Source organism: Paenibacillus sp. SAFN-117 (assembly GCF_051966115.1).
GTDB classification, from domain to species: domain Bacteria; phylum Bacillota; class Bacilli; order Paenibacillales; family NBRC-103111; genus Paenibacillus_L; species Paenibacillus_L residui.
The window spans coordinates 70,849-93,544 of sequence record NZ_JBQCLK010000013.1 but is presented as its reverse complement, the minus strand read 5'-3'; the positions used below and the strand labels follow the sequence as shown (position 1 = coordinate 93,544).

Annotated in this window: 23 protein-coding genes; 18 read left to right on the top strand and 5 right to left on the bottom strand. The window is 48.9% G+C overall.

Annotated features, from left to right (window positions below):
* Positions 1-117: 117 nt before the first annotated feature.
* On the bottom strand, positions 118-675 hold the full coding sequence (locus tag ACTHRH_RS10705) for a hypothetical protein (protein WP_440415471.1): 558 nt from the start codon (positions 673-675) through the stop codon (positions 118-120).
* A 186-nt stretch (positions 676-861) separates the two neighbouring features.
* On the opposite strand from ACTHRH_RS10705, the gene ACTHRH_RS10700 reads away from it, so the two are divergent.
* The 10 genes from ACTHRH_RS10700 to ACTHRH_RS10655 all read left to right on the top strand — a co-directional run bounded on the left by ACTHRH_RS10700 (position 862) and on the right by ACTHRH_RS10655 (position 10,400).
* A complete protein-coding gene (locus tag ACTHRH_RS10700; protein WP_379285767.1) occupies positions 862-1,455 on the top strand; it encodes a TetR/AcrR family transcriptional regulator in 594 nt (197 codons plus the stop codon).
* Positions 1,456-1,599: 144 nt separating this feature from the next.
* On the top strand, positions 1,600-2,580 hold the full coding sequence (locus ACTHRH_RS10695; protein WP_440415469.1) for a LacI family DNA-binding transcriptional regulator: 981 nt from the start codon (positions 1,600-1,602) through the stop codon (positions 2,578-2,580).
* A 15-nt stretch (positions 2,581-2,595) separates the two neighbouring features.
* Positions 2,596-3,483, top strand: coding sequence for a ribokinase (rbsK, locus tag ACTHRH_RS10690; RefSeq protein ID WP_379285771.1), 888 nt, complete (start codon positions 2,596-2,598; stop codon positions 3,481-3,483).
* Complete coding sequence (gene rihC, locus ACTHRH_RS10685) at positions 3,480-4,400, top strand: ribonucleoside hydrolase RihC (RefSeq protein WP_379285773.1); 921 nt, start codon at positions 3,480-3,482, stop codon at positions 4,398-4,400. Before rbsK ends, rihC begins: the two co-directional genes overlap by 4 nt.
* Positions 4,401-4,489: 89 nt before the next feature.
* Positions 4,490-5,917 carry a C4-dicarboxylate transporter DcuC gene (gene dcuC / locus ACTHRH_RS10680; protein WP_440415466.1) on the top strand — a complete coding sequence of 476 codons (1,428 nt, stop codon included), beginning with the start codon at positions 4,490-4,492 and terminating at the stop codon, positions 5,915-5,917.
* A 345-nt stretch (positions 5,918-6,262) separates the two neighbouring features.
* Positions 6,263-6,886, top strand: a complete 624-nt coding sequence (locus tag ACTHRH_RS10675) for a PadR family transcriptional regulator (protein WP_440415464.1) — start codon at positions 6,263-6,265, stop codon at positions 6,884-6,886.
* A gap of 33 nt (positions 6,887-6,919) precedes the next feature.
* Positions 6,920-8,566: an FAD-dependent monooxygenase gene (locus tag ACTHRH_RS10670; RefSeq protein ID WP_144938566.1), complete on the top strand. Its 1,647-nt coding sequence runs from the start codon at positions 6,920-6,922 to the stop codon at positions 8,564-8,566.
* Between the two features lie 19 nt (positions 8,567-8,585).
* Complete coding sequence (locus ACTHRH_RS10665; protein WP_144938563.1) at positions 8,586-9,017, top strand: SRPBCC family protein; 432 nt, start codon at positions 8,586-8,588, stop codon at positions 9,015-9,017.
* A gap of 115 nt (positions 9,018-9,132) precedes the next feature.
* Entirely contained in the window at positions 9,133-9,732 is a 600-nt protein-coding gene (locus tag ACTHRH_RS10660) for a hypothetical protein (protein ID WP_440415462.1), read from the top strand.
* Between the two features lie 32 nt (positions 9,733-9,764).
* A complete protein-coding gene (locus tag ACTHRH_RS10655) occupies positions 9,765-10,400 on the top strand; it encodes a LysE family translocator (protein ID WP_144938557.1) in 636 nt (211 codons plus the stop codon).
* A gap of 228 nt (positions 10,401-10,628) precedes the next feature.
* Here ACTHRH_RS10655 and ACTHRH_RS10650 read toward each other — a convergent pair whose 3' ends face one another.
* Positions 10,629-10,982, bottom strand: a complete 354-nt coding sequence (locus ACTHRH_RS10650) for a winged helix-turn-helix transcriptional regulator (protein WP_144938554.1) — start codon at positions 10,980-10,982, stop codon at positions 10,629-10,631.
* A 134-nt stretch (positions 10,983-11,116) separates the two neighbouring features.
* On the opposite strand from ACTHRH_RS10650, the gene solA reads away from it, so the two are divergent.
* From solA to ACTHRH_RS10625, 5 genes are read left to right on the top strand one after another with little or no spacing between them, the layout of a single operon-like run.
* Positions 11,117-12,286: an N-methyl-L-tryptophan oxidase gene (solA, locus tag ACTHRH_RS10645; protein WP_440415459.1), complete on the top strand. Its 1,170-nt coding sequence runs from the start codon at positions 11,117-11,119 to the stop codon at positions 12,284-12,286.
* Complete coding sequence (locus ACTHRH_RS10640) at positions 12,286-13,275, top strand: sulfonate ABC transporter substrate-binding protein (protein WP_440415457.1); 990 nt, start codon at positions 12,286-12,288, stop codon at positions 13,273-13,275. The genes solA and ACTHRH_RS10640 overlap by 1 nt, the downstream gene beginning before the upstream one ends.
* A complete protein-coding gene (locus ACTHRH_RS10635; RefSeq protein ID WP_440415455.1) occupies positions 13,272-14,045 on the top strand; it encodes an ABC transporter permease subunit in 774 nt (257 codons plus the stop codon). Before ACTHRH_RS10640 ends, ACTHRH_RS10635 begins: the two co-directional genes overlap by 4 nt.
* A gap of 25 nt (positions 14,046-14,070) precedes the next feature.
* Positions 14,071-14,820 carry an ATP-binding cassette domain-containing protein gene (locus tag ACTHRH_RS10630; RefSeq protein WP_144938545.1) on the top strand — a complete coding sequence of 250 codons (750 nt, stop codon included), beginning with the start codon at positions 14,071-14,073 and terminating at the stop codon, positions 14,818-14,820.
* A gap of 33 nt (positions 14,821-14,853) precedes the next feature.
* Positions 14,854-16,068 (top strand): acyl-CoA dehydrogenase family protein, encoded by a 1,215-nt coding sequence (locus ACTHRH_RS10625; protein ID WP_144938542.1) that lies wholly within the window; start codon positions 14,854-14,856, stop codon positions 16,066-16,068.
* 84 nt (positions 16,069-16,152) lie between these two features.
* Here ACTHRH_RS10625 and ACTHRH_RS10620 read toward each other — a convergent pair whose 3' ends face one another.
* Positions 16,153-17,763, bottom strand: coding sequence for a family 10 glycosylhydrolase (locus ACTHRH_RS10620; protein ID WP_440415516.1), 1,611 nt, complete (start codon positions 17,761-17,763; stop codon positions 16,153-16,155).
* A gap of 768 nt (positions 17,764-18,531) precedes the next feature.
* Between ACTHRH_RS10620 and ACTHRH_RS10615 the strand changes: the two genes are divergently transcribed.
* Positions 18,532-18,999, top strand: a complete 468-nt coding sequence (locus ACTHRH_RS10615; RefSeq protein ID WP_379285799.1) for a hypothetical protein — start codon at positions 18,532-18,534, stop codon at positions 18,997-18,999.
* 74 nt (positions 19,000-19,073) lie between these two features.
* On the opposite strand, the gene ACTHRH_RS10610 is transcribed toward ACTHRH_RS10615, so the two are convergent.
* Both ACTHRH_RS10610 and ACTHRH_RS10605 read right to left on the bottom strand, forming a co-directional pair.
* Positions 19,074-19,835: an SDR family NAD(P)-dependent oxidoreductase gene (locus ACTHRH_RS10610; RefSeq protein ID WP_440415452.1), complete on the bottom strand. Its 762-nt coding sequence runs from the start codon at positions 19,833-19,835 to the stop codon at positions 19,074-19,076.
* 56 nt (positions 19,836-19,891) lie between these two features.
* Entirely contained in the window at positions 19,892-20,671 is a 780-nt protein-coding gene (locus tag ACTHRH_RS10605) for an acetoin reductase (protein ID WP_440415450.1), read from the bottom strand.
* An 812-nt stretch (positions 20,672-21,483) separates the two neighbouring features.
* On the opposite strand from ACTHRH_RS10605, the gene ACTHRH_RS10600 reads away from it, so the two are divergent.
* Positions 21,484-21,933 carry a hypothetical protein gene (locus ACTHRH_RS10600; RefSeq protein WP_379285805.1) on the top strand — a complete coding sequence of 150 codons (450 nt, stop codon included), beginning with the start codon at positions 21,484-21,486 and terminating at the stop codon, positions 21,931-21,933.
* Positions 21,923-22,519, top strand: a complete 597-nt coding sequence (locus ACTHRH_RS10595; protein ID WP_440415448.1) for a DUF5050 domain-containing protein — start codon at positions 21,923-21,925, stop codon at positions 22,517-22,519. The genes ACTHRH_RS10600 and ACTHRH_RS10595 overlap by 11 nt, the downstream gene beginning before the upstream one ends.
* Positions 22,520-22,696 lie beyond the last annotated feature (177 nt).

The window sequence follows — 22,696 nt, the reverse complement described above, 5'->3', positions numbered from 1 at the left end:
CAACAAATACATGCCCGTATTATTGAGGACCCCGAAGGAAGCAAGCCGTATTTTATTCCTCATAGTGTAGCAAGAGGAACGAATATCTGAATATCCGGACGAACCGCCTAAATCATTCTAACGACCGGTTGTTGTTTGAGTATAGTGATCGACGGCGAAGCCAAATAGCACTTTTAACATAAATAATTGGCAAGTGATTAACATATACGGCTCGATATTGGGCAGCAGGGGGATACAACCTATGCCGACGGACAGAAGCAAGGCTGCAACAAACCGCTGCGACTGCTTCCCGATCAGCGCGTTCACGATAAACGCTCCTGCTATTGTATACGCCCATACCGCAATAGAATATCCGATCGCAGTGTTTAACAAAACTGCAATAATGACGATATGAAAATGAATGGCGATGAACACGAGCCGGTTCTTCTTTCTTGCTGCATAAAAATTGCTTGTTGAAGCCGTGAAATTAGCTATACAGCCCGAAAAAATATCGAAAATGAACAATAAAGCCAGGATGCTTCGCCATACCGGCAAATGGGCGGTCATTTCAGGGTACAGGAAATATAACAGTGCAGTCAGCCCTCCGCCAAATAATAGAACGGCGGCAATGGATAAGATATGCTGTTCTTCGCCGAAAATATCATGCAGGATCGATGGAATCCGTATTGGTTTCATTTCTCCACACTCCTCTCAGTATTATGTTTGAGCACGGTACTCCCAAATTACACTAAAGTTTTGTAGTAAATATACTAAAATGCTACATAATTATTATAACTATTCAAAATTGATTTTCAATAGTTTTGTACTGAATTTATTGAATTACTCTAAAATTTAAGTTACACTTCAAATGAGGTGGGGAAGATGAACGGCTTCGAACGAAGAAAGCAGAAAAAAATGGAGCAAATCTTCAATGTCTCCGTGCAGCTTTTTTTCAAATACGGGTTTCAAAAGGTAAGCGTGAATGAAATCGCCCGGATGGCAAACGTTTCGCCCGCCACCATATACAATTACTTTGGAACCAAGGAGCGGCTCTATGCCGATATGCTTGTGAACTGGATGGACAAGCAGTTGGAGCAATATGAAAGCATTCTTGATTCCGAGCTGTCCTTTCTGGAGAAAACGAGGAAAATCATGCTGCTGGAGGCCAAGAACTTAAAGATCTTATCCGGCGAATTTCCTAAACTCCCTGAATCTGACGTAGAAGGGCTGGCGCAAATGCTGGAAAGCTATACAGAGGAAAAGGTAAAGGGGTTTTTCATAAAGTTCGTCGCGGCGGGAAAGCAGGCGGGGCATATTCATCCGGATCTGACGGAAGAGGTAACGATGCTGTACTTCACGATGTTCAAGAACGAGCTCGGCAAGTATTGGGGAGCGGCAGGTGAAGACGGCCAAGCCCTAAATATCGATCAATTAATCGAGTTGTTTTTCTATGGATTGGCCGGGCGGGATGCGTAAAAGATGAAGCCGAATGATATTGAACGATAGCGTTCATTGCATCACCGCATGCTTCAGTGCCTGTTGGAATGAAATACTTATTGACATATTTAAGAGCATACAGTATATTGTGTGTAACCGGTTACCTATAAGTGGAGTGAAAATATGATTTCTATCAAAGATGTTGCCAAGCATGCAGGCGTATCTGTAGCAACTGTGTCTAGAGTCTTGAACAATAGCGGATATGTAGGCCAGGATACGAGGATTAAGGTAGAAAAGGCAATTAAAGAGCTTAATTACAAGCCGAACGAGGTAGCGAGAAGCCTGTTCAAGAAGCAGTCCAGCGCTATCGGCTTGATCGTGCCCGATATTACTAATCCTTTCTTCCCCGAGCTTGCGAGAGCTGTTGAAGATACGGCCATTCAGTTAGGATATAATGTAATTCTTTGCAATTCCGATGAAGATGAAAACAAGGAACAAAACTATCTGGACGTGCTGCAGCAGCAATATGTCAAAGGTATTATTGTATCCTCAAATACGATGACAGCGAAACAAATCGAACAGTTGAATATTCCCGTAGTTAGTATCGACCGCGTGATCAGCAAAGGCTTGCCGACGATTGTCGTAGAGAATAAGAAAGGGGCAATGATGGCGACGCGCTTTTTGCAGAGCAAAGGCTGCCGCAGGATCGGCCATATCAAAGGAACCAGCGGCGTAGTCAATGCTGAGGAACGCTGCGAAGGCTACAAGGAAATCGTCGGTGGGGAACCTTGGTTTAAAGAGACATACATCACGGAAGGCCAATATGATATGCAATCGTCCATTCAAGCGGCACTGGAGCTTCTGCAAAGGCATCCGGATATTGACGGAATCTTTGCGGCGAATGACATTATGGCGATCGGCGCGATTAAGGCCGCGTATCAGCTCGGTAGAAAGGTACCCCAGGACATAGCTATCATCGGTTTTGACGGCATCAGCCTGTCCAAGGCGACGACGCCCGAGCTGACTACGATACAGCAGCCCATTTATGAAATGGGCGAGAAGGCAACCAAGATGCTGGTGAGCTTAATGGAGCGTCAGCAGACCGTGGAACAGGAGAATTATAAAATATTGGACGTATCGCTTATAGAGAGAGAATCGACCTAAGAAGGAGAGATAGGGATGGAGCGGAAACCCAAAATTACTGTTGTTGGCAGCATCAACATGGACCTAGTCACCATAACAACTCAAATGCCTCAAATGGGAGAGACGCTCCTTGGCAAGCAGTTTCAGATGAATCCCGGCGGCAAAGGAGCCAATCAAGCGGTAGCGGCAGCACGGCTTGGTGCGGATGTTCGTTTGATTGGCTGCGTCGGCAATGACCTTTTTGGTCAGGACATCTTACAGCACCTTAGAAATGAAGGGATTGATGTGTCCGATGTGGAACCGGTTACAGATCGTACGGCCACGGCTACGATAACGGTTTACAACGCAGACAACAGTATTATTGTCGTACCGGCGGCCAACCATCATGTAACCGCATCTTTTGTCGAGTCCAAGCGAGAAGTGATCGCAGATAGTGATGTTCTTCTCGTACAGTTGGAAATACTACTGGAAGGTGTGCAAAAAGCGGTAGAAATTGCCAAAGAGAACGGAGTTACCGTCATTCTTAACCCGGCTCCCATTCAGGAACTGCCTGCGGAATTGATACGGCAAGTGGACTATCTTACGCCGAACGAACATGAGCAAATGGTATTGATGCAGCAGCTTGGCGAGGACATCAGAGAGAAGCTGATCGTTACGAAGGGAAGCCAGGGCCTGTCGTTTTGGCAGGAGGGCCGGGAACTGAACGTTCCCGCCTATAAAATCGATGTCGTGGATACGACCGGAGCCGGGGATTCCTTTAATGGCGGGTTAGCCGTTGCCCTAAGCCAAGGTATGTCGCTCAAAGCTGCTTGTGATTACGGCAATGCGGTTGCTGCCTTGTCAACCACGAAGCTCGGGGCGCAGACCGGAATGCCGACCGCAGAAGAGGTAGCACAGTTTATTCAAGGAGGAAGAAACCAATGAACAAAAGACCGATTATTATTGACACCGATCCGGGAATCGACGATGCAGTTGCCTTAGCGATAGCCTTGTACAGCGAAAAGCTGGATGTACGCTTGATTACTACCATAGCCGGGAATGTGGGCTTGGATAAGGTTACGTTGAACGCCTTGAAATTGCTGAAGTTTTTCAAGAAAGAAATTCCGGTGGCGATGGGCGCCGATAGACCCTTGATCAAAGAACCGATTGATGCGAGCAATGTACACGGATCAACGGGGATGGACGGCTACGATTTTGAAGAGCCGACGAAGGAACTGCTCTTGAAGGAGAATGCGGTCAATGCCATGTACCGGGTCATCATGGAAAGCGAGCAGCCGATTACTTTGGTTCCGATCGGTCCTTTGACAAATATTGCGCTGCTGCTCAAAGTGTATCCGGAAGTGAAAGAGAAAATTGCCGAGATTGTACTCATGGGCGGTTCAACGGGACGCGGCAATGCCGGAGTTATGGCGGAATTCAACATATATGCCGATCCGGAAGCGGCCAAAATTGTGTTCCAGAGCAATCTGCCTGTCGTCATGGCCGGGCTTGACGTTGGATGGAAGGCGCTCGTGTACCCGGAAGACAGCGAGCAGCTGAAAGACATGAACGAAACCGGAAGAATGATCTATCAACTGTTCCAAAAATATAGAGGCGGCAGCATGAAGACGGGATTGAAGATGTACGACAGCTGCGCGATCGCCTATCTCCTGCAGCCTGAAATGTTCACGGTGGCGGACACATTCGTGGATGTTGAGATTCACGGCTCATTAACATCAGGCTGTACCGTCGTTGACTTGAAAGGATATTTGGGACAGGCCGCCAACGCCAAAGTATGTGTCGATATCGATCCGCAAATGTTCAAAAAGTGGTTCATGGAAAGCTTAAGCAAGTGCAACTAAGCTGAACCTTGCTCTGCCGGTTCTTTTTTACCAATGACTACCTGATCTGATCTGTTACACCCAATCTGCATCTTAGGAGGAAACCAGCTATGGGCTCTAATGTAGTCATGTACGGCTCAGCGATTATTGCTGTACTTATCGTGATTTATATGCTAATCAAGAAAATGGATATCAAGATTACGCTTTTTCTGATGGGGATCATTTTGATTCTGGTCGCCACAGCTATGGGCAACGATATCGCCGTCAAGGGTTTCGAATCGACGGGCTCTATATGGCTGGATCCGCTGCAGGTCATCGTTACTCAGTTCAAGCAGACATTCGCGGCTGCGGGCTTCATCATTCTTCTGCTTGGAGGCTACACCGCCTACATGTCCTCCATCGGAGCGAACGAAGTGACGGTCAGCGCCTTAACGAAGCCTATTTCCAAGATAAAGTCGCCTTATATTCTGGTACCGATCGTATTTTTGTTAGGAAATTTATTGTCTCTCGTTATTCCGAGTGCGTCTAACTTGGCGATCATTTTGCTGGCAACCTTGTATCCGATTTTAAGAAAAGCGGGCATGTCGGCGCTTTCCGCGGCAGCAGTCATCGCTACATCCGCCACGATCGTTCCTACGCCGCTGGGAAGCGACAACGTCGCCATCGCAGAAGAATTGGCCAAGCATGCGCTGTTCGCCAACTTGACGGTAACGGACTATGCGTTCAGATATCATGCTGTCGTATCTATTCCGACCTTAATCTTTATCGCTCTGGTTCATTATTACTGGCAGAAGCGCATGGACAAGAAAGCAAGCCATTTGCAGGCCGACGCCGAAGTGAACCATGAATCCAAGGAAGACATCGAGATCAAAGGCGGCAAGCTGTTCAAAACGGTTTATGCGATCCTGCCGATCTTCCCGATCATTCTTCTGCTGGGTACTTACGCGGTTAAGCTTACGACAGGCAATGCCATAGAGCTCAGCGTAGAGTCGGCGACCTTGGTATCGCTCGTGCTGGCCATCCTTTGCGAACTCATTCGCCACAAAGGCGACAAAAGCGTGCTGGAAAAAACGGAATCCTTCTTTAAAGGAATGGGCGGAGCGGTTCCGATCGTCGCCCTGCTGGTTGCCGCTTCCGTCTTTGTTACAGGGCTGAAATCCATCGGCTTGGTGGATGCGCTGCAGCAATCGATGCAGAATATCCAAGGAAACGGAATGGACTTCGTTCTGCCGCTTATCCTGGTAGCCATTACTGCGCTAATCGTTATTCTTAGCGGCAGCGGCACGGCCTTGATCTTCGCCATGGTGCCGCTGATGGTTCCATTAGCCGATGCAGCGGGCATTAGCCCGATAGCGATCTCGGTGCCGATGGGACTTGCGGGCAACTTGTTCCGTGCGGTGTCCCCGGTTGCTGCCGTCGTGCTGATCGTTGCCGGTACGGTGAAGACGGATCCGATCGCTATTGTAAAAAGAACGTCGGTTCCTATGATCGCAGGCGTGATCTTTATGTTCGTCCTGTCGATGGTTCTCTTTCTCTAAACTGAAATTCATCATAGTGCCATAGTCACTCATTTTCCCTTCATGGATTCGTATGATCGTTAACGAAAACGAAGGGGATGGAGTGATTATGGCATTTTTTTTAAAAATATAAGAAAGTATAAGTTTTCATAATACTTGTTCTTATATTTCATCGGTAAACGCGCCCGTCCTAAGGACGGCGATAGCCGTTTATCCTTGCCACATATAGAATTTACAAGTTTTTGCTTCCTTAATCCCATCAAACTCTATTTGGCGATATAAACAACCTTTAAAAGCGGTCGCTCATCCTCGATGAACTAAGATAATTATTTTTTATTGACACGTCATATTATTAATAGTAATATTATGACTATGAAAAACACGATTAAAAAATCACCCGTCGCTCTAGCCGTACTTTGTTTTCTGATTGAAGAGCCTATGCATCCTTATCGAATGCAGCAGCTTATTAAGGAGAGGGGGAAAGACGAAGTTATAAACGTTCGCCACCGAACGAGTATTTACCAGACGATCGAACGCTTGCATCGGGACGGAGCCATTGCCATCCAGGGCAAGAAGAAAAATGAAGGGAGACCGGATTTAATTGTTTATGAAATCACGGATCTGGGACGAAATGCCGCATATTCATGGATCCGGGAAATGATCTCCAAGCCGGCTCAGGAGTTTTTAGAATTTCCCGCTGCGGTTTCATTCCTGGCCATGTTAACGCCTCAAGATGTCGCATTGCTCTTCAAACAAAGAATAGACGCCCTTGAAAATACACTTGCCCGACTTCAAGATCAGTTTGAGATAGGGGCATCACTGGGTCTGCCGCGCTTATTTTTACTTGAGGCCGAATATCAACGAACATTGCTTGTCGCTGAAGTGGAATGGCTCCAATCCGTAATCGCCGATATACAATCGCACAAGCTGACATGGAGCATGGAAGAGCTGCGGGAGAAAGCCGAGCAAATAGATAACCGTATGGAGTGAAAAATAAACTAATTTACGAAAGGGCGTAATTAGATGAACAAGACACTAAATAACTCTTCATCATTCGATGAATCGGTTCCTGTCCTCGTAGTAGGAGGAAGTTTGGTAGGTCTATCCTTCTCCCTATTTCTGGCCAGGCAAGGAATTAAACCGTTAGTCGTCGAACGCCATCCGGGGACGGCGATTCACCCGCGCGTGTCGAGCCTGACTGCCCGAACAATGGAAATATTCCGTTCGGCCGGCATCGAGGACGAAATTCGCCGTGAAGAGCCCCCTTTCCCTAGGGAATTCGGCGTCATGTTTGTAGAGAGCTTGGCCGGGGAAATGTTTGATAACCTGATGGAAGATATGAGTGCTTACTTTACGGATGCCAGCCCTGTTGAAGGAAACGGCATCGCACAAGATCTGCTTGAGCCGGTCCTCCGGGAACAGGCTGAGAAAGCCGGTGTCGATTTGCGCTACAACACGGAGTTGATCGAATTCGAAACGGATGCGGACGGCATCTCGGCTACGATTCGCGATCGAATCAGCGGCGAAACGCGCCGTGTTCGGTCCGGGTATATGGTCGGAGCGGATGGCAGTAAAAGTGGAACCCGCGCACAATTAGGGATTGGTCAGCATGGAGAAGGTACGCTCTGCCACCTGATCAGCATCGTTTTCGATGCGGACATTCATGACCTGTTTGGTAGACAAAACGCTCATATGTGTTTTCTCGCCAATGATACCGTAAGCGGAAGTCTCGTTCTGTACCCCGGAACTTTCAGGCGGCCTCATATATACCGGTTGGACGTTGTATTTGATCCTGAAGAGGAAACCATCGACGATTATCCGGAGGAGCGCTGCATTGAATTAGTTAGGGCCGCCATCGGAATTTCTGACATCCCGGTTACAATCAGAAAGATATTGACTTGGGAAATGGCCGGCCGTGTAGCTGACCGCTTCCAAGAAGGGCGCATCTTTTTGGTTGGCGATTCCGCACGGGTTCAACCTCCAAGCGGCGGCTTGGGAGGTAATACCGGTATCGCCGAAGCGCAGAACCTCGCCTGGAAGCTGGCCGCCGTCCTGCGCGATGAAGCCGGTCCGGCTTTGCTTGCTACTTATGATGCTGAGCGGCGGCCCATCGCGGATTACACGGTAGAGCAGGTCATTATGCTTTCCCAGCAGCGCGAACATGAAGGATCGGAAGGGATTACGGTAAACACCCTGCATGTCAATATGGGTTATCGTTATCAAGCCGGCGCAATCGTACCGGAAGCCGACGGGATGAACCTCCCCATGGTACAGCCGCCCGAGTTATGGACGGGACAGCCGGGAACCCGCGCTGCGCACATCGTTCTCGAACGGAACGGCCAACCTATTTCAACGTTGGATCTATTTGGTTCCCGCTTTGTCCTGCTCGTTGGCCCAGACGGACAGAACGCGTTGGAGGCTGCTCAACATGTTAAAGATACACTCCGTCTTCCGATGGATATTTATCAGATTGGCGGTCATAGAGCTGACTTCAGCAATCCTGGGAACGATTTTCTTGACGCATACGGAATCACTTCCACGGGGGCTATCCTCGTGCGGCCGGACGGGTACATCGGATGGCGAACAACGGCTGCCGAGGGGAATAAGGAAGAACTGGAACAAGTTATCACCCATGCGCTGTCAACCATCCTCTCGTTAAATACATTCTAAAAAGGAAAGGAAGATCATCATGCTTACTTTTGAATATTCCGAAAGCTATGAGTATCCGGCCTCTATCGTTTTTGCACGCCTCATCGATCTAAAGGGGCGAGCTTCCTGGATGAAAGGCATTATTGAGAATCGAGTCACTCCTGAAGAACCTGCCCGGTTGGGGACCAACTATTTCGAAAGCGGAAAATATTCAGGCTTTAAGAGCGAAAAAAATATGGTCGTGACCGAACTTGTTCAGGATCAATTGTTGACCATAGAGACGGTTCCCGGCGAAAAACAATTTTTTCGTGAAACCTATCGTATTGAGCCGATCTCCGAAAAATCCTGCCGTGTTCATTTCACCATTCAGGTTGACAATGTTCCGAAGGTAGCCGAATTTTTCATGCGCCAATCGATGAAGAAGGAGCAGCCGAAAACAGCGGCCGGCTTGAAGGCCGTGCTTAATAGCTAACCTTAAAGCAGCAGCTTGATCATTGCCTCGATGCCAATCGATACCGGCTGTGACGGCTCTCGATCGTTGCCATATGAAAATCTCCGTATGATTCACTAAATGGAAGGAGCAAAAAATGAAACAACAAGAAGATCTGCTGGCCTGCCAACTTCAACTGCAGACTGAAGCATCTGCGATTGTGGAAGAGTTGAACCTTGACCAATTGCTGAAGGCAGCCGGTACCCCCGTGAAAGTAGGGAGTGCGGCACTTGGATTAATGGCTTGGAGAGACCTCGATATGACGGTCGTTTGCTCCAAGTTGAACATCGCTGCAATTACCGGAATTGCTTCACAATTGATGTCCAATCCCGGTATCCGGGATTTGAAATTCATTAACGATACCGGGAAATGGAACACCGACCCGGCCTACCCTGACGGTTATTTTCTCGGGATGACGTATGAGTCCAGGAACGGAAACAAATGGGAGCTGGATATTTGGTTCGTAGATGAACCGGAAAAACAACCCGATCTGCAGCATGTTCGCACGATGCCCGATCGTCTTACTCCCGCAGCAATTATTTCTATTTTAAGTATTAAAACCATATGGGCATCACGGGCCGAGTATGGGGAACAAGTGAAAAGCTTCGATATCTATACCGCCGTTTTAGACCATAATGTGCGCACGCCTGCCGAATTCGAGCAATGGCTGCAAGGCCGTAACGATATATCTCTTTGAACGGCCATTAATGCAGAGAAGGGGGAAACCAGATGCCCGATTTTTCTACCTTAATTACGTATGTGATTGTTGTTATAGGTCTATTTTTGATTCCAGGCCCGGCCGTTCTTCTTACAATTACCCGTACCGTTCAGAACGGGCGCAAAGGAGGCATTATGGCGGGGCTCGGCATCGCAACCGGGGATTTCCTTCACACGTTATTTGCTGCCGTGGGGCTTTCCGCCATACTGATGACCTCGGCTCTCGCTTTCAATGTCGTCAAATATGCGGGGGTGGCGTACTTGTTATATCTGGGGATTTGCGAAATGATAAGGAAGCCCTCCGAACCGCAACTTCCAAAGGTTGAGTCGGCAGGAGCCTTAAAGTCATATGTATCGGCTACTTTGGCAGAGGTTCTTAATCCGAAGACGGCGCTGTTCTTTCTGGCGTTCCTGCCTCAATTTGTTCATCATGAACGAGGTGAAGCCGTAATGCAGTTTTTGATACTTGGATTCATCTTCGTCATACTAAGTATATTGTATACAACCACAATTGTATTAAGTGTCTCTACGCTTGGTAAAATGGTTAAACGGACGGCATGGATAAACCGTTTAAGCCGTTGGAGCGGCAAGCTCGTCGGAACGATCTATATCGGGTTGGGCTTGAAGGTTGCGTTCCAAAGACAGTAATGACGAGAATGGTCTGCAGCTCTTCCGGTTGGTACTTCGAATATAGCTCAAGCATGGCATCGTTCAGCGGCGCAACCGTTCACTCTAACTATAATCAGGGCTATCGCCATTTCGGCCGATAGCCTTATTGCGGTGCCCTTCTTGCGACCGTCATTGACGAATTCCGGACAGACTGCCGCACCCCACCCTACAGAGCCATCTTGCTGCCGTGAACCTTCCCCAAGCTCTCTATCCTTGCTCCCCTTGAATGTCCTGGCATTTCAGCAATTGCTTGTAGCTCTTGTTCCATTCTATCATGCACTCGATGATCGGGATTAACTGCCGGCCATGCGGGGTCAAGGAATATTCCACCTTCGCGGGGAACACAGGATAGACCTCGCGGTGTACCAGAAGATCATCCTCCAGCTCCCGTAACTGGGTGGTCAGCGTTTTTTGCGTGATGGGCTGCAGCATTTTCTTGAGCTCGCAAAAGCGGATGGTGTCGTTGCGCAAATGCCACAAAATCATTGCCTTCCATTTCCCGCTTATAATCGAAAAGTCAAAATCCTTTTGACATATTGACATTTTTCTGGCCGGGTCCATAGTTTATCCTCCTCCTGTAGTATCCTTTTGCATACCTGGTATCCTAAATGTGCGCTATTCCCAAGTTTACTTATAGGAATTATAATAAAATTAATGTTCAGAAAAATCAAACGGGAATTGAGGTGAAGACCCCTTTGCTCCAGAAATTTGATGTCATCATTGTAGGGGCGGGCTCCTTCGGCATGAGCACGGGCTATCAGTTGGCCAAGCGGGGAGTCTCTGTACTGCTGATCGATGCGCACGATCCGCCCCACAGCTATGGGAGCCATCATGGAACGACACGCATAGTGAGAGGGGCCTATACGATGGGCGAAAGCTACGTAAAGCTTGCCCTGCGTTCGATAGAGCTGTGGAAGAAGCTGGAGCGGGAAGCGGCGGAGGTGCCGGGGACTTTAGGCCAAGACTATGCCACTCTCTATGATCCTATTGGTGTAATCAGCATCGGTCCGCGCGGGTCCCGCTTTATCCGGAGCAAAACAGAGAGCTGCATAGCTTTCGGCATACCGTATGAAGCGCTCAATGCACAGCAAATCCAGGAGCGCTGGCCGGGATTTTCCGTGCCTTCTCATATGGAAGGCCTTTATGAGCCGGAGGGCGGCATTCTGTACAGCGAACAGATTATTGCAAGCTATAGAGCGTTGGCCGTTCATTATGGAGCGAAGCTGCTGCCCAACACCAAGGTGCTGCAACTGGTCTCGGAAGCCGGGGAGCCCTTAGTGGTTACAGAGCGCGGCAGCTTCACCGCAGGCAGCGTCCTCGTCAGCGCAGGTGCGTGGTCGGCACGGGTGCTGCCGGAGCTGCACAACATCATTAAGCCGTACCGCAAACCCATTGCCTGGTTCAAAGCACCGAAGGAACGATACGGGAGAGGCCGGCTCCCCGCCTTTATTTTCAATAACGGGGGGGCTGAAGAATACTTTGGTTTCCCGGCGCTTGACGAATCGGGTTTGAAATTAGGCCGGCATGATGGCGGGTATCCCGCTTTGCCGGATCAGCCCGTACCGCCTTTCGGGGCCTATGAGGAGGATGAGGCAGAGCTTCGGCATGCGTTGAATCTATTTTTGCCGGAGGCCGGAGAGCTGCTGGCCGGACAGACCTGCTTGTACGAAAATGCTCCCGGTGAAGAGTTTATTATTGATGAGCTGCCGGGCAGAAGCCGTGTCTGGTTTGCGGGAGGAGGCTCCGGCCATGGCTTTAAATTCGCCAGCGGCATAGGAGAAGCGTTAAGCGTTGCAATGCTGAAAGGAAAGGAACACTACCCTCTCGATTGGGACGCTTTTACATTAAAAGGAGTGAATCTATAATGGCATTGTCAAAATCCGGATCTTCTTTACTTCTTTCCATTATACTTGTTTGTTCTGTTCTATTTTCCGCCTGCTCCAGTTCCAAAGCCTCCGAAGGCCAGCTTGAAGTTGTGCGAATTGGTTACCAGAAAGGCAATACGCTCAACATTTTGAAGGTAAAGGGAAATCTGGATGAGCGCCTGAAGAAGCAGGGAATCAAGATTGAGTGGAACGTGTTTCCGAGCGGCGGCACGGTGCTTGAGGCGCTGGCTGCAGGCAAAATCGACTACGGCAACGCAGCGGATGGATCGGGTGTATTTGCTCAAGCGAGCGGACAAAGCTTTGTTTACGTCGGAAGCGATCTGCCAAACCCCGAAGGCATGGGCATTATGGTGCATAAGGATTCCGGTATTGCCGGCATTGGCGATCTGAAGGGGAAGAAGGTTGCCGTTGTAAAGGGCGGCAATCATCATTATTTGACTGTGCTTGCCTTGGAAAGCTCGGGGCTTCAATATGATGATGTTGAATATGTGTATGTTAAGGATGCATCGGAGGGCAGAGCGCTGTTTGAAACGAAGCAGGTGGATGCGCTGGGCTCCTGGGATCCGTTTTTTGCCACGGTGCAAATGGATTTGCAGCCTGTAACGCTTACGGATGGAAGCCATTATTCGCCAAACCGGACCTTCTATTATGCGACCAAAGAGTTTGCCGAAGCGCATCCGGAAATCGTCAAGGCGATTCTTGAGGAAACCGATGTCTCCGACCAGTGGGCCAATGAAAATAAAGGCGAGGTTGTGAAAATGCTTGCCGGGGAGCTCGGCATAGACGAGGAAAGCCTGGCTAAAATGGTAGGGCGCAGAACCTATGGCGTAGAAGCCATTAAGAAGGAAATTATTGCTCCGCAGCAGCAGTTGGCAGATACATTTCACAAAATCGGTTTGATCGAACATTCCATTGATGTAAGTTCCTATATGCCTGTCGGGAAAGAATGGGTGCCGGATTTGAAATGATGAAGAAGCGTACGATCGTTAATTTTATGCTGCCATGGCTCCTTCCTCTTCTGATCATCGTTATATGGCAGTGGACGGCCTCTATGGAAATTGTATCCGCGAAAATTTTCCCCACTCCTGTTACGATTGCTGAAACCGGCTGGAAAATGATTGCCAATGGAGTATTGGCGGAGCATATGCTGATCAGTCTGCAGCGCGCCCTGATTGGTCTGCTGATCGGGGGAGGAATAGGATTGGCGTTGGGGATACTGAACGCCAGCTTTCATTTATCCTATCGCTTGTTCGATACAACTATCCAGATGGTAAGGAACATACCGCATCTTGCTTTAGTCCCGCTAGTTATTATATGGATCGGAATCGGAGAGTCTTCGAAAATCTTTCTGGTGGCGCTTGGCGTTATGTTTCCGGTTTATGTTAACACTTATCACGGGATAAGGAACGTCAGCAATGATTTGGTGGAAATGGGCAAAGTATACGGCTTGAAGCGCCGGGAAATTTTCAGGCACATTCTGCTGCCTGGCGCGCTGCCTTCCATTTTTGTCGGCCTGCGCTATGCGCTCGGTGTGATGTGGCTCACGCTCATTGTGGCAGAGACCATTGCGACCAATTCCGGCATTGGCTATTTGGCGATGAATGCCAGAGAGTTTATGCAGGCAGACATTATCATACTGAGCATCATTATATACGCATGCTTTGGTAAAATCGCAGATTTGCTGGCCAAATGGCTGGAAAAAGGGCTGCTTAAATGGAACCAGACTTATCATCCGTAAACATTGGTGGGAAAGGAGTTTCTCTATGACCCGTTCTGCGGTTATCCCGGAAGGAAAAAACGGGGTGCTTATTCAAATTAAGGCCGTAACCAAGTCATTCCAGCAGCATGACGTGCTCAAAAGGCTTGACATCACTTTATATCCCGGGCAATTCACCAGTATCATTGGAAAAAGCGGAAGCGGAAAAAGCACGCTGTTAAAGCTGATTTCCGGGCTGGATGCGCCGTCGGAAGGCGATATTCTGCTGGATGGAGAAGCGCTTAATGGCATTAGCGGCAGCACGACGATGATGTTTCAGGATTCGCGTCTGCTGCCGTGGAAAAGTGTGATAGATAACGTAGGAATCGGTCTGCAGGGCGAATGGAGACCTAAAGCGCTCCATTTTCTGCAGCAGGTAGGATTAGAGAATAAAGCAGAGCAGTGGCCTTCTACGCTGTCGGGCGGCCAAAAGCAGCGGGTCGCCCTGGCACGCGCATTGGTGCGCAATCCCCGGATGCTGCTGCTCGATGAGCCGCTTGGCGCGCTGGATGCTCTTACCCGGCTTGAAATGCAGCAGCTCATCGAACGGCTGTGGCTGGAGCAGCGGTTTACCGCTCTATTGGTTACCCATGATGTCAATGAGGCCATTACTTTATCCGATCGCATTCTATTGCTTGAGGATGGAGATATTGCTCTTGACATGGACATTGATCTGCCGCGTCCCCGCTCCAGAACGGACTCTCAGGTTGGGAAGTGGGAGAGACAAATTTTGGACCGCATTATGCGGAACTCTTAATATAAAATGCAGTAAAGTTGAGGACATCAGACTATGGACCGATTAGACAATATGTTTGTGTTGAGCGCGGAACAAGAACGGCGCTTGAAGGCAATCGGCGAGCTTGCGGACGGCTTTGCAGAGGAAGCCCACCGTGTGGATGCCGAGCATGATTTTGCCTATGCGCATATCGAGGCGCTGCGCAGGCTTGGTTATTTCTCGTATACTGTACCGGCTGACGAAGGGGGAGAAGGCATCTCCTTGTATGAGTTTGTCCTGTATCAGGAGCGGCTGGCGCAGGGGGATGCCTCGATTGCCTTAGGCGTCGGCTGGCATTTGGGGGTTGTATATGATCTGAATCATAAGAAGCAGTGGACGGAGGCTGCGTTGACCGATTTGAATGAGAAGATCGTCAAAGATCAGCACTTGGTGAATCGCGCAGCGACCGAGAAGGCTTCAGGGAGCCCGACACGCGGAGGCAAGCCGCTGACAACCGCCAAACGGCGGCAGGACGGTTCTTATGTGTTAAATGGCAGAAAAACGTTCACTACTCTTTCTCCTGTGCTGGATCATTTTATTGTTACGGCGAGTGTTGAAGAGGACACGGCCGAATTCCTCATCCCGCGAAATACGGCAGGTCTTCGCATCGAAGAAACCTGGCATACGCTAGGCATGCGCGGAACAGCCAGCCATGATCTGGTGCTGGAGGACGTTGTATTGCCCGAGTCTGCACTGGCCTGTCTGCTTCCCAAGAAATCAGCCTCGGCGGCAACGCCATATTTGCTTCATATACCTGCATGCTACCTTGGCATTGCGCTTGCCGCCAGGAAGGAAGCGATCAAATTTGCTTACAGCTATCATCCCAATTCCTTGCCCGCTCCGATTATCCATTTGCCGAATATCGTTCAGCAGCTTGGCCAAATCGAACTGGAGCTGCATGCAGCCAGACATTTTCTGTATAGTGTGGCGGCAAGATGGGATCGGCAGGTGCTGCCTCCTGAGCGGTTAAATGCAGAGCTGAATGCGGTGAAAGTGACCGCCGTTCAGACGGCCATGTCTGTCGTTGATAAAGCGATGCGCATCGCAGGCGCACATAGTCTTGCATTGGACCATCCGCTGCAGCGGTTGTACCGCGATGTACGATTTGGCTTGCATAACCCGCCTATGGAGGATGCTGTGCTTTCCATGCTCGGCAAGCTGGCCATTTCCGATTACGAGGACGCGTACGGGCGCGGCAATGCCCCCTCAACACGCTCTGAAGGAAGATAGTTCCCGGGATTTTTAAAGAAAGCGCCCGTTGACCGGACCGTGGGTTATACAGTCCGGCAGCGGGCGCTGCCATGGATAAAATGATTAAGGATAATAAGAGCGGAGCGCTTCTTTAATGCCCAGAGGATTTCTGCGAAGATCCTTCGCGCTGAAGAAGATATCCCCTTTAATCTCGGAATAGCGCTTGTTGTATTCCAACTGATTAATAATTTCCTGCGCACTCTGCCAGCCGGCTTCCTTCGTCCCCAGCTTATACGGAGAATGGCCGATGTACAGGTCCACTCCGGTTCCCTTCACCTCTTGCACCCACCAATCCACCAGCTTGTCATATCTGGCGGCCGGAAAGGAAAGGCTCCAGTACAGCTGCGGATTGATATAGTCGATCCATCCTTCCTTGATCCAGGTGCGAACATCGGCATACATACTGTCATATGCCGTCAGCGAGGCCTTCGTATCCGAACCGGTCTTGTCCGTCGACTGGTTGCGCCATACGCCGAACGGGCTGATTCCAAAGCGGACCTGAGGCTTGGCGCTGTCGATCGCTTGTCCGAGATCACGCACAAATGCATTGATATTGCTGCGTCTCCAGTCGGCCTTCGAGGCGATTTTGTCCGGATTATATGTCAGGAAAGTCTGGTCATCCGCAAATTCTGTATTGGACGGATAAAAATAATCATCCAGATGGACCCCGTCAATATTATAATGGTTTACCACTTCCATGATCGCGTCGATAATGTGTTGGCGCGCTTGCGGAATGCCCGGATTGATGTACAGCTTGCCGCCGGCATTGACGATCCAGTCCGGCTGCTGCTTCACAATATGGCTGGAGGCAAGCTGCTCGGTGTTGGTGTCAACGGCGGCGCGGAACGGATTGAACCAGGCATGAAACTCCATATTCCGCTTGTGGGTTTCCTCTATCATGAAGGATAGCGGATCATAATCGGGGGCAAGACCTTGAGTGCCCGTCAAATATTTGGACCAGGGGACAAGCTGCGATGGATACAAGGCGTCTGCGGCAGGACGAACCTGCACGAATACCGCGTTCATCCCTAACTCCTGCAGCTCGTCGAGCAGCTCGCGGAATTCCTCCATCTGCTGAACAGACTTGCCGTAAGAGGCTTGCGACGGCCAGTCGAGATTATAGACGGTTGATATCCATACTCCGCGCAGCTCGCTCTTCTCGCCCTTGCCATCGCTGTCCGGGGCTGCCTTCTCTGATCCCGGTAAGCCCTCTCCGGCCCCGGCAGCGGGGACAGGCGCTTCATTATCGCCCGTAGTCAATGTAATACGCTGATCCTGCTGGTTCCAGCCGACCTTCAGGCCGAGCTGCTCCGCGATAAAGCGAATCGGCACCATCGTATAACCGGATTTGTTTGCGACGGGAGCATCAAGCGCTGCGCTTTGCCCATTGACTATAGCATTCGACAATCCTTGCTTCATAATAATCAGCTTGCCGTCTCCTCCTCTGATCGTTGCTTGCCGCTCCTGCTGATTCCAGCTTACCTCTGCGCCCAATGCTTCGCTTATAAGGCGCAACGGCACCATCGTTACGTACACTTCGGGGACGATGTAGGGAGAGACGTCGCTCTCCAATCTTTTACCGTCCAATACTATTTCGATTTCCCGGGCAGAGCCGGAAGCTGCGGCGGCTTCAGCGGCCGGTGTTACCCATGCAAGAAGCATAACTGCGACCATTATCCAAACGAACCGGTTCCTTCCTCCCATCCTGCTGGCTTCCTCCTGTTTTCATTTAATCTAGTAAACTTTTCCTCTAACATTAGACGCCGGAATGTAGTATTTGTTGCACATGCAGTTGATTTCGTTTGGAGAGTTGTAGAAATCTAAGTGGATTTAGCCCCCGAGGGGACTTATTGCATGGATCGGATTTGGTGGCGCAGCAGCATGGGGGGATAATCGTATTCCCGCCTAGCTGCCATTTTGGCCTGGGAGAAGGAAAGCGTCTACCTTGAAAATCCGTCTATTTTTACTATCTGCCGGTGCCGCGGTCAGAGACATGGGGGTCTAACTGTATTTTATGCAGGTAGATTGAAGCGAAAGGGGCGAGGGGACTTGACTAGATGGAAAAACTACATTTATAATGGAGTATTTTTGCTGATATTCTTCTTTTTGTATGAAATAGATGGAGTTTTTCCATCTAGTGTTCATTTTTTGCTCTAAAGAAGCAAAACTAGCTGTATGAAATCCATTTAGACGCGCTATTCCGCTTGCACGACTCCGGCGGAAAATGGAAATAAACCCATTTTCAAGGTAGCTGTCTTATTTTGCGACTATTTAGCCATTGCCGGGAATACGTACAAGGTTGTTCTTCGGTGATGATCTTTTTTATGGGAGCGGATTTTTCCTTTTTTTGTATATAATTGGTTTTGGAACCGAATAGCGGGTATGCTGATCCCATTAAGGATATGGAGAGATAATAAGTATCGTCAAAAGGGGTGGGTGTTGTTGAGCAAAAAAAGCATAGGGGAATCCTTGAAAATATTGCTTGTTCTGGCTGGAATTATACTCGTTCTGATCGTTATTCTAGGATTTTCAGTCTACTCGTTACTAAGCTTCAATTTTATCCATATCCGGATTTCATCGATCGGTTCGGTGTTCGCTTTTATGGGGTTAGTCCTGCTGGGGACGGGGGTTTTGGGTATCGTAGGCACCTTGCTGGACAGCTTGAGAAGGCATTTGCTTAAGGAACGCTTCCAATTATCCGTTAAGATCCTGCAGGAGCTCGTGCTGATTGCCGTTTTTGGAGTGATCATTCATACAATTGACCAATGGATCGATGGAATAGAGATCGGGAATGTACTAACGGAAATTTTGTTGACTCTTTTCTTATACGGGCTTATCGCCCTTCTTGGAAAGCTGGGCAAGCAAATTCGGAAGCAGGATGCCGAAGAGATAGCCAGGCGCCGCTTATGAACGATAAGCCGGCACGCAAAAAAACCGAGGGCTCCCCTCGGTCTATAGTATTCGCGGCAAAAAAACAGATCCCGCTAATGCGCGGTTTGTCCGCCGTCCACGGTGAAGGTTTGACCGGCCGCGAAGCTGGCGGACGGCGAGGACAAGAAAACAACCATTTCCGCGATCTCTTCCGGTTTGGCAGGCCGTCCTGCCGGTACATTGCCGACAACCGTCTTCCGAAATTCGGGGTCGTCCATCCATCCTTTGGTCATCGGAGTCTCCGTAAGTCCCGGCGCAACCGCGTTCACCCGAATGCCCTGCGACGCATATTCGATCCCTGCCGCTTTGGTCAATCCGACCACGCCATGTTTCGCGGCAACGTAAGGAGCCATGAACGGGTCTGCAATCAGCCCGGCTACGGAAGCCGTATTCACAATCGTACCGCCGCCGGACTTGAGCATCGCTTCAATTTCGTATTTCATCGCCAGGAAGACGCCCTTCAGGTCAACGGCAATCGTTTGATCGAAATCTTTCTCATTCATTTCAACGAACGGCTTGGTCGGCGGCAGGATACCGGCGTTATTAAATGCGTGATCCAACCGGCCGAACCGGGCGACCGTCTGCTCTATTAATGCTGCGACTTGTGCGGCGTTCGAAACGTCGGTTTTGATAAACACAGCTTCTCTTCCCATCGCTTCAATCTGCTTCACGGTTTCCTGGCTGCGGTCGTCCACATCGCCAATCGCGATGGACGCCCCCCGTTTCGCAAACGCCAGCGCAGCGGCCCGTCCGATCCCTGTCGCCGCTCCCGTAATCATTACCGTTTTGTTGTCAAAATCGTTAAGAGTTGTCATGTCACCCTCCTGTTGAGCACCTGATGAATGTTGCTGCGATTGAAGCCGGTATTTCGCTAATTGTATACTATGCCGCCGTCAATCATCACCGATTGTCCGGTCATATAATCAGAGTCCGGGGATGCTAGATAGGAAACGAAGTTCGCCACATCTTCCGGCTCTTGAGTGCGGCCTAATGCAATATCTTCTGCAAATTTTTTGAAGGCTTCTCCTTTTTGCAACCCCATATATCCGACCATCGCCGCATCAATGCGATCCCACATGCCTGTTCCGACAATTCCGGGACAATAGGCGTTGACGGTGATTTTATCTTTGGCAAGCTCCTGCGCGGCGACCTGGGTCAATGCGCGGACAGCAAATTTGGAAGCCGAATAGATCCCGAGCATGGCAAAGCCCCGGTGTCCTGCAATGCTGCAGGCGTTGATTATTTTCCCGCCGGTTTCTTGTTTTTTCATTTGTTCGGCCGCCGCTTGAATGCCGTATAATACACCGAATACGTTCACTTGAAAAAGCTTTTCCAGCTTGGCCGGCTCGACATCCGTTAGCGGCGATACCTGGTCAATTCCCGCGTTATTGACAAAAACATCGACTCTTTCAAAGTGATCGACCGCCGTCTTGACTAAAGTTTTTTGATCCTGCTGCTTGGAAACATCGCCAACGAATGAAGCAACATGGATGTTCTGTTCTTTAAATTCATTGACTGTAGCGTTAAGCACTTCTTCGTTCATATCGCTTAAGACGATGGCGAAGCCGTCATGTGCCAACCGTTTAGCGATACCTTTCCCGATTCCTTGCCCTGCACCCGTAATGACTGCTACTTTTTGGCTGTTCTTCATTGATCATCATCTCCTGAGGCATAGTTGTCTATTTTCGTCTGGAAATAGGATGGAATAAACGTATTATGTTCCATTCATCCATTGATTAGTCGTCAATTTCTCTGGAGTGATCGACCGTTCTGACGTCAGGAATGCAGCACAATGAGCAGTAAACGCAGTTGCTTTGATGAGGGACAAAATTGCACCATTGAATAACGGCGTAGCGCGGATTCTCAAGATTCAAGTGGATTCAGGGTTCGACAATGTGTTGATATTATGGATTTTAAACAGCGGGTCAAAACACAAGAAGCAAGTGAATTGTTCGGAATGCGATTGGAAAATTGACATGGTATCGATGGTTTGCTATGACGACGTGATGCCGGGAAAGAATAAACAGACTGATTTAATTCCGAGTGGCCGCTATCGGATTTCTAGTATTTTTCTTAGTACAAGCAATGATATAATCAGGTCATGGACTTGAATAGCGGTGGATCGTGACCACGGCGCAGCTTCCCGTTAGATAGGGGGTGAGGCCGGTGGTCGCACTTGTGGCGCTACTGGGATATTCAACGGATTCGCTAGTAGGAACTAAATTGGTTTTTCCAAGTGTTCTATTCCCTAAAAAATATATTTGAAAAAAAGTTAAATAAACCGTAACATCTTTCATTGTGAGATTTGTTAGAATCTGTAAACTTCGATAAAAAAGGAGCCCGACTTCCTTTTCGAACATCGTAAAATATTGGGATAATAATGGGGGGAGCTTTAAGGCTCCCTTTCTTTATGGTGCAACTATTTGATGGAAAACATCGTTTTGAAGGTAGGGGGTGGCGGGTTTGCTTAAAGCAAGGATTCCTATATATATGAGTATGTTGCTTGTACTGATCGCATTGTTCGTTGTTGGGTGCGACGGCCCAAACAACGATGACACGAAGGGGAAGGTTATGAGTTTAACCGGCGTGTTAAAAAGTGATTTTTCAAATGTAAATGAAATCGATGTACAATTCAGTGATGGAAACAAGTTTTCAGTTACTGATTCGAAAACAATCCAAGATATTGTTTCCCGGATCAAGAGCATTGAGGTTCGAGAAACAGATAGTAAAGGCGTCGGGTATTTGTATTTTTTTGATTTGAAAGACGGAAATCAAACGTATCGTTTGGATAGTAATTTGACATTTGGCGGAAAGAATTACGAATCCACTAACGATAATTCAAAAAAACTAAATGATTTTATTCTAAAATTAGGTAGAGACAGAATTCCTGGGTTGCTTCCAGGTGTGCAGTAAGGGCGGGGATGGCACCACACCCTACGTACGCACTACCGCCACCACTGTCCTCGGAGATGATGTCTATGTTCTGTGCTCAGAACTCCAATACGACCAGAATTTCATCTACAGAATAAACCTGAAAACGAATAAGACCGAGAGGGTAGTGAACTCGGGAGTCAGATGGTTCCAGATAATCGATAACAAATTGTACTATGTAAAAGACGAGGATAACATGTTATATTCTTCTGCGCTAGACGGGACGGGTGAAATGAAACTGTCCGACCATGCCGTGTCATGGTTTGACAGCATCGCCGGCAAAGTATTTTATACAACCGAGAAGGATACGAACCGATTCGAGCTGTACCAGGCCGAACCGAACGGGAAAGATCCGCTTGTATGGAAAACGCCAATAGCCGGCGTGCAAGTGTTGAACGACCGGCTCATCTGCCATGTTGGCGAAAATGATGATTACGGCGTCGTACTGCTGGATGGTTCAGGTCAACTGGTGCTGAAAGTGGCGGATCCGATCTCTCGTGTGCTTACTTCGGATGAAGGGGTTTTACTTAAATCTGCTCGAGATCCCTCGGTCAAATTCATTCGTTGAACGAAAAAAAACCGGACGAAAAGGCGCTCCTGCCTTTCCCGTCCGGTTTCTTCCATATATGCTCTTTCCCGCATCCACTAGAAAAACGATTCGTGTTTCCGAATCCTAAAAATGTATGTCCAAGTTGCGGACTTCTTACGAACCGTAAAGAATCCCTCGAAAAATCTTTGCTTTCAT

Coding starts and splice junctions, on each gene's coding strand:
- ACTHRH_RS10640 (WP_440415457.1), top strand. CDS start 12,286: ATGGCATTGTCAAAATCCGGATCTTCTTTACTTCTTTCCATTATACTT.
- ACTHRH_RS10670 (WP_144938566.1), top strand. CDS start 6,920: ATGAACAAGACACTAAATAACTCTTCATCATTCGATGAATCGGTTCCT.
- ACTHRH_RS10695 (WP_440415469.1), top strand. CDS start 1,600: ATGATTTCTATCAAAGATGTTGCCAAGCATGCAGGCGTATCTGTAGCA.
- ACTHRH_RS10665 (WP_144938563.1), top strand. CDS start 8,586: ATGCTTACTTTTGAATATTCCGAAAGCTATGAGTATCCGGCCTCTATC.
- ACTHRH_RS10610 (WP_440415452.1), bottom strand. CDS start 19,835: ATGACAACTCTTAACGATTTTGACAACAAAACGGTAATGATTACGGGA.
- ACTHRH_RS10650 (WP_144938554.1), bottom strand. CDS start 10,982: ATGGACCCGGCCAGAAAAATGTCAATATGTCAAAAGGATTTTGACTTT.
- ACTHRH_RS10630 (WP_144938545.1), top strand. CDS start 14,071: ATGACCCGTTCTGCGGTTATCCCGGAAGGAAAAAACGGGGTGCTTATT.
- ACTHRH_RS10675 (WP_440415464.1), top strand. CDS start 6,263: ATGACTATGAAAAACACGATTAAAAAATCACCCGTCGCTCTAGCCGTA.
- dcuC (WP_440415466.1), top strand. CDS start 4,490: ATGGGCTCTAATGTAGTCATGTACGGCTCAGCGATTATTGCTGTACTT.
- ACTHRH_RS10605 (WP_440415450.1), bottom strand. CDS start 20,671: ATGAAGAACAGCCAAAAAGTAGCAGTCATTACGGGTGCAGGGCAAGGA.
- ACTHRH_RS10705 (WP_440415471.1), bottom strand. CDS start 675: ATGAAACCAATACGGATTCCATCGATCCTGCATGATATTTTCGGCGAA.
- ACTHRH_RS10635 (WP_440415455.1), top strand. CDS start 13,272: ATGATGAAGAAGCGTACGATCGTTAATTTTATGCTGCCATGGCTCCTT.
- ACTHRH_RS10660 (WP_440415462.1), top strand. CDS start 9,133: ATGAAACAACAAGAAGATCTGCTGGCCTGCCAACTTCAACTGCAGACT.
- ACTHRH_RS10655 (WP_144938557.1), top strand. CDS start 9,765: ATGCCCGATTTTTCTACCTTAATTACGTATGTGATTGTTGTTATAGGT.
- rihC (WP_379285773.1), top strand. CDS start 3,480: ATGAACAAAAGACCGATTATTATTGACACCGATCCGGGAATCGACGAT.
- rbsK (WP_379285771.1), top strand. CDS start 2,596: ATGGAGCGGAAACCCAAAATTACTGTTGTTGGCAGCATCAACATGGAC.
- ACTHRH_RS10625 (WP_144938542.1), top strand. CDS start 14,854: ATGGACCGATTAGACAATATGTTTGTGTTGAGCGCGGAACAAGAACGG.
- ACTHRH_RS10700 (WP_379285767.1), top strand. CDS start 862: ATGAACGGCTTCGAACGAAGAAAGCAGAAAAAAATGGAGCAAATCTTC.
- ACTHRH_RS10620 (WP_440415516.1), bottom strand. CDS start 17,763: ATGGTCGCAGTTATGCTTCTTGCATGGGTAACACCGGCCGCTGAAGCC.